The 15,575-nt window shown below is 65.0% G+C and carries 11 protein-coding genes; 9 read left to right on the top strand and 2 right to left on the bottom strand.

All coding sequences use genetic code 11. From position 1 onward, the window contains the following. Positions 1-37 precede the first annotated feature (37 nt). The gene (locus tag ACTEK7_RS32955) at positions 38-1,285 is read right to left on the bottom strand and encodes a c-type cytochrome (RefSeq protein ID WP_225147655.1); all 1,248 of its coding nucleotides are present in this window, start codon (positions 1,283-1,285) and stop codon (positions 38-40) included. A gap of 283 nt (positions 1,286-1,568) precedes the next feature. Between ACTEK7_RS32955 and ACTEK7_RS32950 the strand changes: the two genes are divergently transcribed. The 8 genes from ACTEK7_RS32950 to ACTEK7_RS32915 all read left to right on the top strand — a co-directional run bounded on the left by ACTEK7_RS32950 (position 1,569) and on the right by ACTEK7_RS32915 (position 14,421). Next, positions 1,569-5,060 carry an indolepyruvate ferredoxin oxidoreductase family protein gene (locus ACTEK7_RS32950; RefSeq protein ID WP_225147654.1) on the top strand — a complete coding sequence of 1,164 codons (3,492 nt, stop codon included), beginning with the start codon at positions 1,569-1,571 and terminating at the stop codon, positions 5,058-5,060. Between the two features lie 947 nt (positions 5,061-6,007). Then, positions 6,008-7,165 (top strand): thiolase domain-containing protein, encoded by a 1,158-nt coding sequence (locus tag ACTEK7_RS32945; protein WP_036011137.1) that lies wholly within the window; start codon positions 6,008-6,010, stop codon positions 7,163-7,165. Next, the gene (locus tag ACTEK7_RS32940; RefSeq protein WP_036011139.1) at positions 7,165-7,554 is read left to right on the top strand and encodes a Zn-ribbon domain-containing OB-fold protein; all 390 of its coding nucleotides are present in this window, start codon (positions 7,165-7,167) and stop codon (positions 7,552-7,554) included. The genes ACTEK7_RS32945 and ACTEK7_RS32940 overlap by 1 nt, the downstream gene beginning before the upstream one ends. 197 nt (positions 7,555-7,751) lie before the next feature. After that, entirely contained in the window at positions 7,752-8,612 is an 861-nt protein-coding gene (locus ACTEK7_RS32935; RefSeq protein ID WP_036011141.1) for a MaoC family dehydratase, read from the top strand. Between the two features lie 176 nt (positions 8,613-8,788). Continuing rightward, entirely contained in the window at positions 8,789-9,667 is an 879-nt protein-coding gene (locus ACTEK7_RS32930) for an SDR family oxidoreductase (RefSeq protein WP_036011144.1), read from the top strand. Between the two features lie 125 nt (positions 9,668-9,792). After that, positions 9,793-10,746: a dihydrodipicolinate synthase family protein gene (locus tag ACTEK7_RS32925; protein ID WP_036011146.1), complete on the top strand. Its 954-nt coding sequence runs from the start codon at positions 9,793-9,795 to the stop codon at positions 10,744-10,746. A gap of 4 nt (positions 10,747-10,750) precedes the next feature. Continuing rightward, positions 10,751-11,545: an NUDIX hydrolase gene (locus ACTEK7_RS32920; protein ID WP_036011149.1), complete on the top strand. Its 795-nt coding sequence runs from the start codon at positions 10,751-10,753 to the stop codon at positions 11,543-11,545. 188 nt (positions 11,546-11,733) lie between these two features. Beyond that, positions 11,734-14,421 carry a PAS domain S-box protein gene (locus tag ACTEK7_RS32915; protein ID WP_036011152.1) on the top strand — a complete coding sequence of 896 codons (2,688 nt, stop codon included), beginning with the start codon at positions 11,734-11,736 and terminating at the stop codon, positions 14,419-14,421. Here ACTEK7_RS32915 and ACTEK7_RS32910 read toward each other — a convergent pair whose 3' ends face one another. Then, entirely contained in the window at positions 14,422-14,775 is a 354-nt protein-coding gene (locus ACTEK7_RS32910; RefSeq protein ID WP_036011154.1) for a GrlR family regulatory protein, read from the bottom strand. It lies immediately after the preceding gene. Positions 14,776-15,029: 254 nt separating this feature from the next. On the opposite strand from ACTEK7_RS32910, the gene ACTEK7_RS32905 reads away from it, so the two are divergent. After that, positions 15,030-15,527, top strand: coding sequence for a hypothetical protein (locus ACTEK7_RS32905; protein WP_036011156.1), 498 nt, complete (start codon positions 15,030-15,032; stop codon positions 15,525-15,527). Positions 15,528-15,575 lie beyond the last annotated feature (48 nt).

Raw genomic sequence — 15,575 nt, 5'->3', positions numbered from 1 at the left:
GGCGAATGGCGAATGGTTCTGGGCCATTCGCCACTCGCTATTCCCCATTCGCCTCTCGCTTCCTTGCTTTTGCCACCTGTGCCGGTGTCACCAGCGGGCCTGCATTGCCCCAGGAATTGCGGATGTAGTTCGTCACCGCGGCGATCTCGGCGTCGGACAGCTGCTTGGCGTAAGCCGGCATCTCGCCGGTGTTCGGCGCGCGCGGCGTCGTCACGGTGTGGGCACCGTCGAGGATGATGCGCAAGGTCGAGGACGGATTGATCGATTGCAGCAGCGCATTGCCCGGCAGCGGCGGGTAGATGCGCGGGCTGCCTGTGCCGTCGGCCTCGTGGCAGGCGATACAGAGCTTTGCGTAGACCGCCTGGCCGGCCTTCATCTCGGCAGCGTCCGGCGGCGTCACGATGGTCTCGCGCCGGGCCGGCGGCAGGCTCTTCAGATAGGTCGCGATCGCGCGCACGTCGGCATCGCTCATCTTCGAGGTCGAGTTGACGACGACCTCCGCCATCGGCCCGCCGGCGTGGCTTCTGGCATTGCGCCCCGTTTGCAGGTACTCCGTGATATCGGCCTCGCTCCAGGATTTCAGCCCGGTGCGCGGGGCGCCGTCGAGCCGCGGTGCGAACCAGCCGCCGACCGCGTTGCCGGACAGCGCCTGCGCATCCCGGTCGGCGCCGAAATAATTCTTGGGCGTGTGGCAGGCGCCGCAATGGCCGAGCCCGGTGACCAGGTAGCCGCCTCTGTTCCAGGCCGCGCTCTTGGTCTGGTCCGGCTCGAACAGGCCGGGCTTGAAATACATCGTGTTCCAAAGCCGCATCAGGCCGCGATAGCCGAATGGCCAGCGCAGCTCCGGCGGCTTGTTGCGGCTGGTGACGGGCGCCAGCGTGGCGAGATAGGCGCGGATCGCCAGCGTGTCGTCCTTCGTCATCTTTGTGAAGTAGGGGTAGGGAAACGCCGGGTAATAATTCGAGCCGTCAGGCGCGATGCCGGTGCGCAAGGCGCGGGTGAAATCGGCATCCGTCCAGCCGCCGATGCCAGTGTCACGGTCCGGCGTCAGGTTCGGCGCGTAGATCGCGCCAAAGGGCGTGTCGATGCGCTTGCCGCCCGCGAACGGTTTTGCCGGATCCGCAGTGTGGCAGCCCGCGCAGTCGCCGGCCTCGACCAGCGCCTTGCCATAGGCGATCAGCTCGGGCGATGGTCCGGCGGCGCCGGCCGCGCTTGTGACCGTACTTGCAACCGCACTGCACAATGCCAGGCCCACAAGCGTCAAGCCCGTCAGAATCGTCCGCATCGACAGCCTCTCCTGCGACCCATCGACCCTACCCGCGTGAAGGGAAGCGTCGATTCATTTCGCAACGATGGGGGTATGGTGACACAAACTGACAATCGCCAACGTGTTTCAGGCCACGAAATTGCGATTTTTACCCAAGGCCTCCTTTGGTCCAGAATTGTGATGCGGATCATGAAATATCCGACATAGAGTGGCGGAGGTGGTCGGCGCGCCCTAGCTAAAACCAATGGGCAGGCAACGACTTAAGTCAGCAAGACCTGAACAGGGCGCAAGCGAGGACAGCATGGGCATCAACCAGGGTCCGATCAGTCTCGATCAAAAGTACACCCAGCAGACCGGACACGTCTTCACCACGGGCATCCAGGCCCTGGTCCGCTTGCCGATGGCCCAGATCCGGCGCGACCGCGCCAACGGCCTCAACACCGCGGGCTTCATCTCCGGTTATCGCGGCTCGCCGCTCGGCGGCTACGACCAGCAGCTGTTCGCCGCGCGCAAGCATCTCGAGCAGTACAATATCAAGTTCCAACCCGGCGTGAACGAGGACCTCGCCGCGACCGCGGTATGGGGCTCGCAGCAGCTCAACCTCTCGCCCGGCGCCAAATACGATGGCGTGGTCGGCATCTGGTACGGCAAGGGCCCGGGCGTCGACCGCTGCGGCGACGTGTTCCGTCACGGCAATGCCGCGGGCTCGGCCAAGAACGGCGGCGTGCTGTGCCTTGCCGGCGACGACCACGGCGCAAAATCCTCCACCGTCCCGCATCAGTCCGACCATGCTTTCATGTCGGCACTGATGCCGTATCTCTATCCCTCGAGCATCCACGAGATGATCGAGATGGGCCTGCTCGGCATCGCGATGTCGCGCTATTCCGGCTGCTGGGTCGGCATGAAGGTGATCACGGAGACGGTGGAGACCACCGCCGAGATCGACCTCACCGACGAGATGAAGCCGTTCATCATTCCCACCGATTTCGAGCTGCCACCCGGCGGCCTCAACCTGCGCTGGCCCGACGACCGCTTCGAGCAGGATCGGCGCCTGCAGGACTACAAGGGCTTTGCCGCCATCGCCTTTGCCCGCGCCAATAAGGTCAACCGTGTCACCATGGATTCGCCGAACGCCCGTTTCGGCATCATGGCCTCTGGCAAGAGCTACGAGGACGTTCGTCAGGCGCTGCGCGAGCTCGGCATCACCGAGGAGGTCGCCGCCAAAATCGGCCTTCGTCTCTACAAGATCGGCATGCCCTGGCCGCTCGAGCCGGAAGGCGTGCACGAATTCGCCGTCGGCCTGGAGGAGATATTCATCGTCGAGGAGCGGCGCGAGATCGTCGAGAACCAGGTCAAGCAGGTGTTGTTCAACTGGCGCGACGATGTGCGCCCGCGCATCGTCGGCAAGATGGACGAGCACGACAAGCGCTTCCTGACCTTCGCCGCCGAGCTCAGCGTCGCCTCGCTCGCGACCTCGCTGACCGAACGCCTGCTTCGACTTGATCTCAACCCCGAAATCGCGGAGATGCTCCGCGCCAAGGCCGACTGGTTCAACGGCCGCCAGGCGACCCAGATGCAGGCGGTCGCCCCTGTCTCCCGAACCCCGTATTTTTGCTCCGGCTGCCCCCACAACACGTCGACGAAAGTCCCCGAAGGCAGCCGCGCGCTGGCCGGCATCGGCTGCCATTTCATGGCGCTGTGGATGGACCGCTCGACCGAGACGTTCACGCATATGGGCGGCGAGGGCGTGCCCTGGGTCGGCATCGCGCCCTTCACCAACGAGAACCACATCTTCGCCAATCTCGGCGACGGCACCTACTTCCACTCCGGCATTCTCGCCATCCGCCAGGCGATCGCCTCCAAGGCCAACATCACCTACAAGATCCTCTACAACGATGCGGTAGCCATGACCGGCGGCCAGCGTCATGACGGCGATCTCTCGCCGCAGCAGATCACCCAGCAGCTTTACGCCGAAGGCATCCGCGAACTATATCTGGTCTCGGAAAACCCAGACGCTTACCCGGCCGATACCATCGCGCCCGGCGTGAAGAAGTATCACCGCGACGAGCTCGACAACGTCATGAAGATGTGCCGCGAGTTCAAGGGCACCTCGGCGATCGTGTTCGTGCAGACCTGCGCCGCCGAGAAGCGCCGTCGCCGCAAGCGCGGCCTGATGGAGGACCCGGCGCGCCGCGTCATGATCAATCCGGCCGTCTGCGAAGGCTGCGGCGATTGCTCGGTGCAGTCGAACTGCATCTCGGTCGAGCCGCTGGAGACCGAGTTCGGCCGCAAGCGCGCTATCAACCAGTCATCCTGCAACAAGGACTATTCCTGCCTGAAAGGATTCTGTCCGTCCTTCGTCACCATCGACGGCGGTGCGCCGCGCCACCGCGCGCCAGCCGAGCTCGCTGAGATCGGCGCGCTGCCCGAGCCGGCCTCGCGTCCGACGCTCGACAAGCCCTATAACATCGCCGTCGGCGGCGTCGGCGGCACCGGCGTGCTCACCATCGGCGCGCTGCTCGGCATGGCCGCCCATATCGAGGGCAAGGCCTCGATGATCTTGGATATGTCGGGCCTCGCGCAAAAGGGCGGGGCGGTGCTCAGCCACGTCCGCCTGTCCGATCATCCGGCCGAGGTGACCTGCTCGCGCATCGTCACCGGCACGGCCGATCTCGTGCTCGCCGCCGACGAAGTCGTCGCAGTCGCCAAGGACACGATCACCCTTTGTGACACCAGCCGCACCCACGGCATCATCAACAGCCACGTCATTCCCACCGCCGATTTCATCCTCAACCGCGATTTCAATTTCCAGACCCGCAAGCTGAACGGGCTCCTGGAAACGGCGCTGCACAAGGATTCGGTGTTCTTCGACTTCACCAAGCCTGCCGAGCAGCTGCTCGGCGATGCCATCGCCACCAACATGATGATGATGGGCTATGCCTATCAGAAGGGTCTGTTGCCGCTCTCCGCGGAAGCGATCGAGCAGGCGATCGAGGTCAATGGCGTCTCGATCAAGATGAACAAGGAAGCTTTCCGCCTCGGCCGTCTCGCGGTCGCCGACCCCAAGCGCCTTGCCGACATGCTGAAGGGCGGGGACGAAGTGGTCGCGCCGAAGGCGCTCGATGCCATGACGCTCGACGAGATCATCGAGCACCGCGCCAAGCATCTGACCGCCTACCAGAACGCTCGTCTCGCCAGGCGCTATCGCAAGCTGGTCGACCAGGTCCGCGATGCCGCCGCGAAGGGCGGCTATGGCGATGCGCTGCCGCGCGCGGTTGCCGTGAATTATGCAAAGCTCCTCGCCTACAAGGACGAGTACGAAGTCGCGCGCCTCTACACCGACGGCGCCTTCGAGCAGCAGCTTCGCGACCAGTTCGAGGGCGACTTCAAGTTCAACTTCAATCTCGCGCCGCCGATCCTCAGCAGCGGTGTCGATGCGCTGGGGCGCCCCAAGAAGCGCGCCTTCGGCCCGTGGATGCTGAAGGTCTTCCGCGTGCTGGCCAAGTTCAAGTTCCTGCGCGGCACGCCGTTCGACATCTTCGGCCGCAGCGCCGACCGCAAGCTCGAGCGCGATCTCATCGCCGGCTACGAGAAGGACGTCGCCACCGTGCTCGGCCTGTTGTCGCCGCTCACGATCGACACCGCGGTCGAGCTGCTCTCACTGCCCGACCGCATCCGCGGCTACGGCCCCGTGAAGGAGAAGGCCGTACACGACGCCAAGGCCCGCTACGCCCAGCTCGCCGCGGATTTGGCCAACCCGCCGCCGGCGCCCCGGCAGATCGCGGCGGAGTAGGCGTAGTAGCCCGGATGGAGCGCAGCGTAATCCGGGACGAGTGCCTCCGCGGGTGACGGCCCCGGATTGCGCTGCGCTCCATCCGGGCTACGACACCATCCGTTGCGTTGCCCGCCGGGCAAAACACCCAAGCCATGGTCAATCCGCGCGCGCAAAAACATTCCGCTTTACCGAAATTCGGAATTATCGTATCTCTCCGCCACCTCATCCCTCTCAGAGGGGCGTATCGCGATCGTCACGAAACGCGGGGTGAGCGGCGGTGGACGCGGGCTGCGTCGCGCGAGTCTTTCGCGCGCACGACGGGCGCGGTCTCGCGTACGGCAAAATCGTGTGGTCCTGACGCCCGGGGTCTGTGCGTCAAGTCTTGCGGGTCTCTCTCGCAAGGCGACGGGGGCAATAGTGCATCGCTCCCCGGGGAGAGCGCGACATAAGCCGTAAAGCCACTGCGCAGGGAAGGCCGGATGTTGGGCCGCACCTGTATGCCGCTGTGCATCTGTTTTTCGCGCAATTCGCGCACAGCGGACCGTGGGTGCCCAGCCGGCACCCGGTCTTCCCTGCGCCCTCTGTCTTCGGAGGGAGCAAGACGGGAGCAAAACTCGGGCGAGATGTGCCGCGAGGATGCGGGCGTGTGTCTGCGAGCGAGTCTTGACTTGAAGCAGCGCCATCAGTGGCAACAAACTCCGTCATTGCGAGCGTAGCGAAGCAATCCAGAATTCCTCAATGGAGGGGGCTCTGGATTGCTTCGTCGCAAGGGCTCCTCGCAATGACGACGCGGCGGGCAGGTTCGCTTGCTATCTGGGGCGGATTTTCGGATGTGCTCCCCTTGCGCCAATCCGCTACCCTCTCGCGGGGCGGAATATTTCCGCGCTTGCCAATCAGCCCGGTGCGGTTCAGAAAAAAGAGCCAAAAAAAGAGCCACGAACGAGACGCGAGCGGAGACTGAAGTTTTGACCATCAAGGGCAAGGCCTACATTGCCGGGATCTACGAACACCCGACCCGGCATGCGCCGGACAAATCCACCGCCCAGCTCCACGCCGAGGTCGCCAAGGGCGCGATCGAGGATGCCGGGATCAGCAAGGATGATATCGACGGCTATTTCTGCGCGGGCGACGCGCCCGGCGGCGCCTGGCCGATGGTCGATTATCTCGGCCTGAACACCAAGAAGCTTCGCCACATTGATTCCACCGAGACCGGTGGCTGCTCCTACATCATCCATCTCGGCCATGCCGCCGAGGCGATCGCCGCGGGCAAATGCTCGATCGCGCTCGTGACGCTCGCCGGCAAGCCGCGCACCGGCGCGATGCCGCCGCGCGCTTCCGGCGCCGAGGTCGATTTCGAAACCGCTTACGGGGCGACCACTCACAATGCCTATGGCATGTGTGCCATGCGCCACATGCACGACTATGGCACCACCTCCGAGCAGCTCGCCTGGATCAAGGTCGCGGCCTCGCATCACGCGCAGTACAATCCGCATGCGATGCTCAAGGACGTGGTCACTGTCGAGGACGTCCTGAACTCGCCGATGATCTCCGATCCCCTGCATCGCATGGATTGCTGCGTCGTCTCCGACGGCGGCGGCGCGCTGATCGTGACGACGCCGGAGATTGCCAAGAGCCTGAAGAAGCCGCTGGTGCGCCTGATCGGCCATGGCGAGGCGATGAAGGGCCCGCGCGGCGGCAAAGATCTCGACCTCACTTACTCCGCCGGCGTCTGGTCCGGTCCGCGTGCGTTCGAGGAAGCCGGCATCACGCCGAAGGACATCAAATACGCCTCGATCTATGACAGCTTCACCATCACCGTGCTGATGCAGCTCGAAGATCTCGGCTTCTGCAAGAAGGGTGAGGGCGGCAAGTTCGTCGCCGACGGCAACCTGATTTCGGGCGTCGGCAAGCTGCCGTTCAACACCGATGGCGGCGGGCTGTGCAGCAACCATCCCGTCAACCGCGGCGGCATGACCAAAATCCTCGAGGCCGTCAGGCAGCTGCGCGGCGAGGCGCATCCGAAGGTGCAGGTCAAGAACTGCGATCTCGCCATCGCCCACGGCACCGGCGGCCTCCTCGGCGTCCGCCACGCCGCCTCGACCGCCATTCTGGAGCGCGTGTGATGAGCGAAGTGAAAAAGTATCCGGCCCCGGTGACGAATCCCGAGACATCAGCGTTCTGGGACGCCGCGAAAGAGGGCAAGTTCATGATCAAGCGCTGCACCGCCTGCGGCGAAGCGCATTACTTCCCGCGCTCGATCTGCCCGTTCTGCTACTCCGACAAGACGGTGTGGGAGCAGGCCTCGGGCGAGGGCACGATCTACACCTACAGCTTGATGCGGAAATCGCCGACCGGTCCTTACGCCATCGGCTACGTCACGCTGAAGGAGGGGCCATCGGTGCAGACCAATTTCGTCGACTGCGATCTGGAGAAGCTCAAGATCGGTCAGAAGGTGAAGGTGGTGTTCAAGCCGACCGACGGCGCCCCGCTGCCGTTCTTCACGGTGGCTTGATTGCTTTCTTCCTTCCCCCCTTGCGGGGGAAGGTGGCGCGAAGCGCCGGATGAGGGGTTCTCTCCACGGAGAGAATCTTCAACGTGGAAGCAACCCCTCACCCAAACGCGTATGTGGCCGGCACCTCGGAGCCCTCTCCCGCAAGGGGAGAGGGCGCATCAGTAAGCGCCGGTGAAATCCCGGGAGAAACCAGAAGAATGTCCGCCAGATACGAAGAGCTCAAAGGCCTGAAAAATCTCGGCCAGAAATACGCCTACACCGATCGCGAAGTCATGCTCTACGCCTACGGCATCGGCCTCGGTGCCGATCCCATGGACGAGAACGAACTCGCCTTCGTCAACGAGGGCACGTTCACGCCGCGGCCGCTGAAGGTGGTGCCGACCTTCGCCTCTGTCGCGGCCTGGGGCTCGGGCCCGGGCGAGATGAATCTCAACCGCGTCATGGTGGTCGACGGCGAACGGGACATCACCTTCCACCAGCCGCTGCCGGTCGCCGCCAACATCACCGCCGACTCCTCGGTGCTCGAAGTCTACGACAAGGGCAAGGACAAGGGCGTGGTCATCGTTCACCAGACCGTGCTGAAGAACGAGAAGGGCGAGAAGCTGGCAACGCTGGTCGCCTCGCGCTTTGCCCGCGGCGATGGCGGCTTCGGCGGGCCGAACTTGACCCAGCCCGATCCGCACAAGATCCCATCGCGCGAGCCGGACAAGACAATCGACATCACCACGCGCCCCGACCAGGCGCTGGTCTATCGCCTCTGCGGCGACCGCAACCCGCTGCACTCCGATCCCGAGTTCGCCAAGAAAGCCGGCTTCCCGCGTCCGATCCTGCACGGCATGTGCACCTACGGCATCACCTGCCGCGGCGTGCTCCAGACCTATGCCGACTACGATGCGAGCGCCTTCCGTCAGCACGTCGCGCGGTTCTCCTCGCCGGTCTATCCCGGCGAGACCGTGACCATGGACCTCTGGAAGGACGGCAACGTGATCTCGTTCGAAGCCAAGGTGAAGTCGCGCGGGGTGACGGTGATCAAGAACGGCAAGACGGTGCTGGGTTAGGCGGGCACCGGCGTCTCACTCCCTCGCCCCGCTTGCGGGGAGAGGGTGGGGTGAGGGGCTCTCACCACGAGTCGGGACGGTATTGAGACCTGTACCCCCTCACCCGATCGCTACGCGATCGACCTCTCCCCGCAAGCGGGGAGAGGTGGAAGAAACAAAAACAGGGAGACGCCACCATGGGACTACTCGACGGCAAGGTCGCGCTGATCACCGGCGCGGGCGGCGGGCTCGGTGAGGCCTACGCAAAGCTGTTCGCGCGGGAAGGGGCCTCGGTCGTGGTCAACGATCTCGGCGGTCCCCGCGACGGCTCCGGCGCCGACAAGTCCATGGCGCAGCAGGTCGTGGACGCGATCAGGGCCCAGGGCGGCAAGGCGGTCGCGAACGGTGCCGACATCTCCACCATGGAAGGCGGCCAGTCGGTGTTCGACGACGCCATCAAGCATTTCGGCCGGGCCGACATCCTGGTCAACAATGCCGGCATTTTGCGCGACCAGACCTTTCACAAGGCCAGCGAGGCCGACTGGGACAAGGTCATCAAGGTCCATCTGAAGGGTACCTTTTGTTGCACCATGCCGGTGTTTCGCTGGATGCGGGAAAACGGCGGCGGCGTCATCGTCAACACCTCCTCGACGTCAGGGCTGATCGGCAATTTCGGCCAGACCAATTACGGCGCGGCCAAGGGCGGCATCTGGGGCCTGTCCAACGTGCTCGCGATCGAGGGCCGCAAGTACAACATCCGGATCTGGACGCTGGCCCCGGGCGCCCTGACCCGCATGACCGCAGACCTGCCCCGCTATAAGGAGAACCCCGGCGCCGCGCTCGGGCCGGACGGCATCGCGCCGGCCGTGCTATACATGGTCAGCGACTTGTCGGGCGACCAGACCGGCAAGGTGCTGGGCGTGTCCGGGCCCCGCGGCGTGCGCGAGATGCGGATGATGGAGATGGAAGGCTGGAAGCCGCCGCACTCGGGCTGGAAGGCCCAGGACATCGTCGATCACGCCAAGGAGATCTTCTTCTCCGAGGAGCAGATCAAGATGGGGGCGCGGCGGTTTTAGAAGGCCGTCATCCCGGGGCACGCGAAGCGTGAGCCCGGGATCCATACTCCGGATCGTGGTTATGGATTCCGGGCTCGCGACTGCGTCGCGCCCCGGAATGACAGATTAGAGAAAGACGAGGACCGATGAAACTCACCGCCGACGCCAAGGGCACCTTCGCAATCGCGCCGACGCCGTTCCATGACGACGGCCGGATCGACGAGCGCTCGATCGATCGCCTGACCGATTTCTACGAGGAGGTCGGCTGCGACGGCGTCACCGTGCTGGGCATCCTCGGCGAGGCCCCCAAACTCGATGCCGCCGAGGCCGAGCAGGTAGCGGTGCGCTACGTCAAGCGTGCCAAGAAGATGCAGGTGATCGTCGGCGTCTCCGCGCCGGGCTTTGCCACCATGCGCTCGCTGGCCAAGGCCTCGATGGATGCGGGCGCGGCCGGCGTCATGATCGCGCCGCCGCCCTCGCTTCGCACCGACGACCAGATCATCGGCTATTTCAAGCAGGCGGCGGAAGCCATCGGCCCTGATGTGCCCTGGGTGCTGCAGGACTATCCGCTGACCTTGCAGGTCGTGTTCACCCCCGCCGTGATCCGCAAGATCGTCATGGACAATCCGAATTGCGTGATGCTCAAGCACGAGGACTGGCCGGGCCTGGAGAAGATCTCGACACTACGCGGCTTCCAGAAGGACGGCTCGCTCCGTCCGCTCTCGATCCTCTGCGGCAATGGCGGCACCTTCCTGGACTTCGAGATGGAGCGCGGCGCCGACGGCGCCATGACCGGCTATGCCTTCCCGGAGCTCCTGATCGACGTCGTGAACCTCTCCAAGGCCGGCAAGCGCGACGCGGCACATGACATCTTCGACGCGCATCTGCCGCTGATCCGCTACGAGCAACAGCCCGGCGTCGGCCTCACCGTGCGCAAATACGTGCTGCAGAAGCGTGGTATCATCGCTTCCAGCGCGCAGCGCAAGCCCGGTGCGACAATGACGGCGACGGCGAAGGCCGAGGTCGACTATCTCTTGTCGCGGGTCGCCCGTTTCGACAAGCGCGCCAATCTCGGCCCGCAATCCAGCGCCGCAGGCTAGTTGCATGGCCGAGACATCAGCATCACGCCCGGCCTCGACGATCCTCCTGCTGCGCGACGGCACTAAGGAAATCGAAGTCTTCATGATGGTCCGCCATCATCAGATCGAGTTCAACTCGGGCGCGCTGGTGTTTCCCGGTGGCAGCGTCGATGCCGGCGACAACGAGATCGTCGCCCGCGCCGACCTCTATTCGGGCGGCGAAAGCCTCAGCGAAGCGGACCGCGGCTTCCGGATCGCCGCGATCCGCGAGACCTTCGAGGAGAGCGGGATCCTGCTGGCGCGGTCGAAGGACACGGGTACGCCAATCGATGCCGGGCGAGCAGGGGAGATCGCCGACAAGCATCGCGTTGCGCTGAACGAGCACAAGATCAGCTTCCTCAGCATTCTCGCCGACAACAATCTCCAGCTCGCGCTCGACACGCTCGTGCCCTATGCGCACTGGATCACGCCCGAGGGCATGCCGAAGCGGTTCGACACCTGGTTCTTCCTGGCCGCGGCACCGCCCGACCAGCTCGGTGCCCATGACGGACGGGAATCCACCGATTCGATCTGGGTGTCGCCGCGCGAGGCGGTGGAGGGCGGGGAGAGCGGCCGTTTCAAGCTGCCGTTCCCGACCACACGCAACCTGATCCGGCTCGCCAAGCAGGGAAGCGTGAGCGCGGCGCTGGAGCACGCCCGCGGCCTCTCGATCGTTACGGTGATGCCGGTGATGACCAAAACCGAAACCGGCCGTCAGCTCCGCATCCCCAGCGAGGCCGGCTATGACGGCGAGGTGTTCGAGGTCGGGGCCGTCGGCTAGTACACTTCGACACGCAACGAAGTATCGACGAATCCCGGGCCGCAGGGGCAGCCATCGTCAAACTGTCGTAAAGCTGAAGCGGGCGCCAAGTCCCGATATTAACGATATTCCGCGTCCCGAGGCATGTTCCCCCCGGGCAGCATTACGTCGTATATTGGACCTCCAGCAGTCCGGTCCTCAAACCACCAATGTCCGCCGAATTGAAGCCGTCCCCTGAGAAAAGGCGAACTTTCTCGCTCTCCATCGGCCAGCTCACCTTCGGTAGCTTCCTGTTGGTGCTGGCGGTGATCATTGTCACCTCGACTGCGAGCGTGATTGCGATCCGGCACATCGATTCGACCTTCGCCGAGCTGCAGCGGCTGCAGAGCGTCGGTGACCTCGCCGAGGACATCGATCGCCGCATGAACGAACTGCGTCTTGCCGCGCGCGACTTCGTCACAGATCCCGGTGCCGGCATCCAATTCCAGCAGGTCGGCGAGGCGGCCTCGACGCTCAGCGACATCCTGAAGAAGACCCGCATCGAGCTCGCGCCCGAGCAGCAGGACATGCTCGACGGGGTCACCGAGCGGCTCGCAACCTATCGCTCCGGCCTCGAGCGGATCTCCACGCTGATCGACCGCCGCGCCCAGCTGCTCGCCGGACTGCCGCCGCTGCGCGAACAATTCGACGCAGCGGTTGAAGGCACCGCGGACCGCGAGCTGGCGTCCCGCCTGTCCGAGGCACAGGGCCGGATCGCGATCGGGCTGCTCGCGCGCAACCCGTCCGCAGCCGAGCAGGCTGCACAGGGAATGCGGGGGCTCGATATTGCCGATGCCAAGCTGAAGTCGGCGGTGAACGACTATGCCGAGGCGATCATGGCCGTCGCCGTCCGCGAGCGGCAGATCGCCGACATCGATCGCGAGGTGCTGGGAACCGAAGGACGGCTGATCGGCCGCGTCACCGAATTGCTGCGCGAGGTCAGCTCCCGACGCGGTCACGTGCTGTCGCGCGACTTCGCCCGGACACTGACCGAGGCGCGATGGCAGAGCATCGTGCTCGGCACGGTCGGCGTGCTGATCGGCATCGGCGCTGCCTGGTTCGTGGTGCGCAGGACGGTGCGTCCGCTCGCCCAGATCGCGCGATCCATTCGCGCGCTCGCCGCCGGCCGGAAAGACGTCTCAATTCCGTCCGCCGACCTTGGCAACGAGATCGGCGACATTGCGCGGGCGGCCGAAGTGTTTCGCCGCGCGCTGGAGGAGGCCGACACCGCGCGCGAGGCGGCGGTGCGCGCGCTCACCGAGCAGCGGCTCGCCGAGGAGAGCTATCGAAAACTGTTCGAAGGCTCCATCGACGGCATCTACGTGACGACCCCGGCCGGTGACCTCCTCAACGCCAATCCCGCGCTGGCGCGCATGATGGGCTACGACAGCCCGCAGCAGCTGATCGACAGCATCAGCGACATCGCCCACACGATCTACGTCCACCCCGAGGCGCGCGCCGAATACCAGCGGCTGATGGCGCGCGACGGCATGGTGCGCGAGTTCGAGTATCAGGTGCGCCAGCGCAGCGGCGACATCCTCTGGCTCTCCGACAGCGCCACGGGCGTGCGAGACGAAGCGGGCAACATCATCCGCTACGAGGGCACGCTGCGCGACATCACCGACCAGAAGCGGGCGGAGGAAGCCATCGCCGAAGGCCGGCGCCTGCTCCAGCAGGTCATCGACACCGTGCCGGCGGTGATCAACGTCAAGGATCGCAATCTGCGCTACGTGCTGATGAACCGCTACATGGCCGGCATCTTCGGCATCGAGCCCGGCGAGGCGCTCGGCCGCACCACGGCCGACCTGATGTCGCGCTACGGCGCATCCAAGTCCGACGAGAGCGACAAGCGGGTGCTCAAGCTTCGAAAAGGTCTCGGTTTCTACGAGGAGGAGTATCAGGACGCCTCCGGCAACATGCGGCAATGGCTGGTCAACAAGTTGCCGCTGCTCGACGCCGAGGGCGAGATCGAGCGGATCGTGACCGTTGCGCTCGATATCGGCGAGCGCAAGCGCGGCGAGCAGGAGATGCGCAAGGCCAAGGAAGCCGCCGAAACCGCGCTGCGCAATCTCCGCGAGACCCAGGCCTCCCTGATCGAGGCCGAGAAGCTGGCCGCGCTCGGGCGCCTCGTCGCCGGCGTCGCCCACGAGGTCAACAATCCCGTCGGCATCAGTCTCACCGTCGCCTCCGCGCTGGAGCGCAAGACCGCCATGTTCACCGCCGAAGTCGAGCGCGGCGAGCTGCGCCGCTCCACGCTCAACGACTTCCTCAGCACCAGCCGCGATGCGTCCTCGCAGCTCGTCTCCAATCTCAACCGCGCCGCCGAGCTGATCCAGTCGTTCAAGCAGGTCGCCGCCGACCGCAATTATTCGGATCAGCGTACTTTCGATCTCGGTGACCTCACCGAGCAGGTGGTGATGAGCCTGCGGCCGGGCCTGCGTAAGCACAATCTGACGCTCAACGTCGAGTGTCAGCCGGACCTGACCATGAACAGCTATCCCGGCCCGTACGGCCAGGTGCTGACCAATCTGTTTCTGAACTCGGTGGCGCACGCCTTCCCGGACGGCCGGCCCGGGACGATCGAGATCCAGGTGCGCGAGTCCGGCAAGGACAACGTCGAGATCATCTTCTCCGACAATGGCTGCGGCATGTCGCTCGACGTCCGTCGCCGCGCCTTCGATCCGTTTTTCACCACGCGGCGCGACCAAGGCGGCACCGGCCTCGGGCTGCACATCGTCTACAGCATCGTCACCAACCGGCTCGGTGGCCGGCTCGATCTCGATTCCGAACCGGGTGGCGGTACGCGCATCCAGATGATCCTGCCGCGTGTGGCGCCGCTCGAACAGGCCGCGGAATAGCTAATCGACGTCTGCAAGCTTGTGCAGCGTCGCGCCGAAGATCTGGCTGGCCTTGCCGACCAGCGCGGTGCCGGTCATCTGTCCGCGCGTGTCCGTGAACGTGCCGGTGACGCCGATGCCGACAGGGGCAGGGCCGCCGAACAGCGGATTGTCATCGCCTCGAGGCGAGGTGTGCCGTTGCACCAGCACCTCGCCCTTGAAGCTGTTGTTGTCCTTCACCGTGTAGCTGCCGGTGTAATACAGGTAGGCATCGCCGCCGAGAATCTTGCCGTCGCGGAAGAGAATCACGCCGCTGCCCTTGCCGACTCGACCATCGAGCAGGGTGACGTGAATTGAATAGAGGCCGTTTTTCATAACGTCCCGTAGGCCGGCCGCCATCGCCCAATGGCGCAACCGGTCCCGCTTTTATGCCAAAGCCCATCCCTGCGCGCAACGAGGCAGTTTGCCGGCCGGTCGCGGCGGCTGCGAGCCGTCGTTGTTCCGGTTTGTCCATGACACCGTCGTGACGCTCTGATGGTGAGGCGAGGCCCGACGTTGCGAATCAGAGTTGGCCCGCGAAATGCATAACCATTGTTGCACTGGCCGCGGGGTGCTGGAGCAAGACGAACGTGACCAACTGGATCGATTCCGGCGGCGATGAGCCGCGTCTGTACGGTGCGCGTCCCACGAATTGCAAAAGCGAACAACGGCGGATTGGCGATGCGATACGCCGGGCAAACCTCACGAGGCTGGCGCCCGCGTTGGCTTTGATCGCGCTCGCAGCCCCCTCGGGGCACGCGCGCGACCGCGGGCAGTTCGCCAACACCAATCCCGAATTGAAGGCTTGGTTCGACAGTCTGCGCAGCGGCGAGGGGCCCTGCTGTTCCGATGCCGACGGTTCGGCGCTCTCGGACTCCGACTGGGACAGCAAGGACGGGCATTATCGCGTCCGCGTCCCGCGCTATGGCTATGCGCTCGATGGCCAGCAGCAGGAGCTCGTCTGGGTCGACGTGCCCGCGGAGGCCGTGATCTCGGAGCCGAACCGGGTGGGACGCACCATGGTCTGGCCGATCTACGGCTACATGGGTGTCACCATCCGCTGCTTTATGCCCGGTAGCATGACTTAGCCTTCGGGCGTGACGTCGTCGCCGGCTCGGTGCCTGGACGGCGGGGCG

The organism is Bradyrhizobium sp. JHI2711 (genome assembly GCF_056156565.1).
Note: the sequence above shows the minus strand (reverse complement) of the source record. Positions and strands in the feature narration are given on the sequence as shown.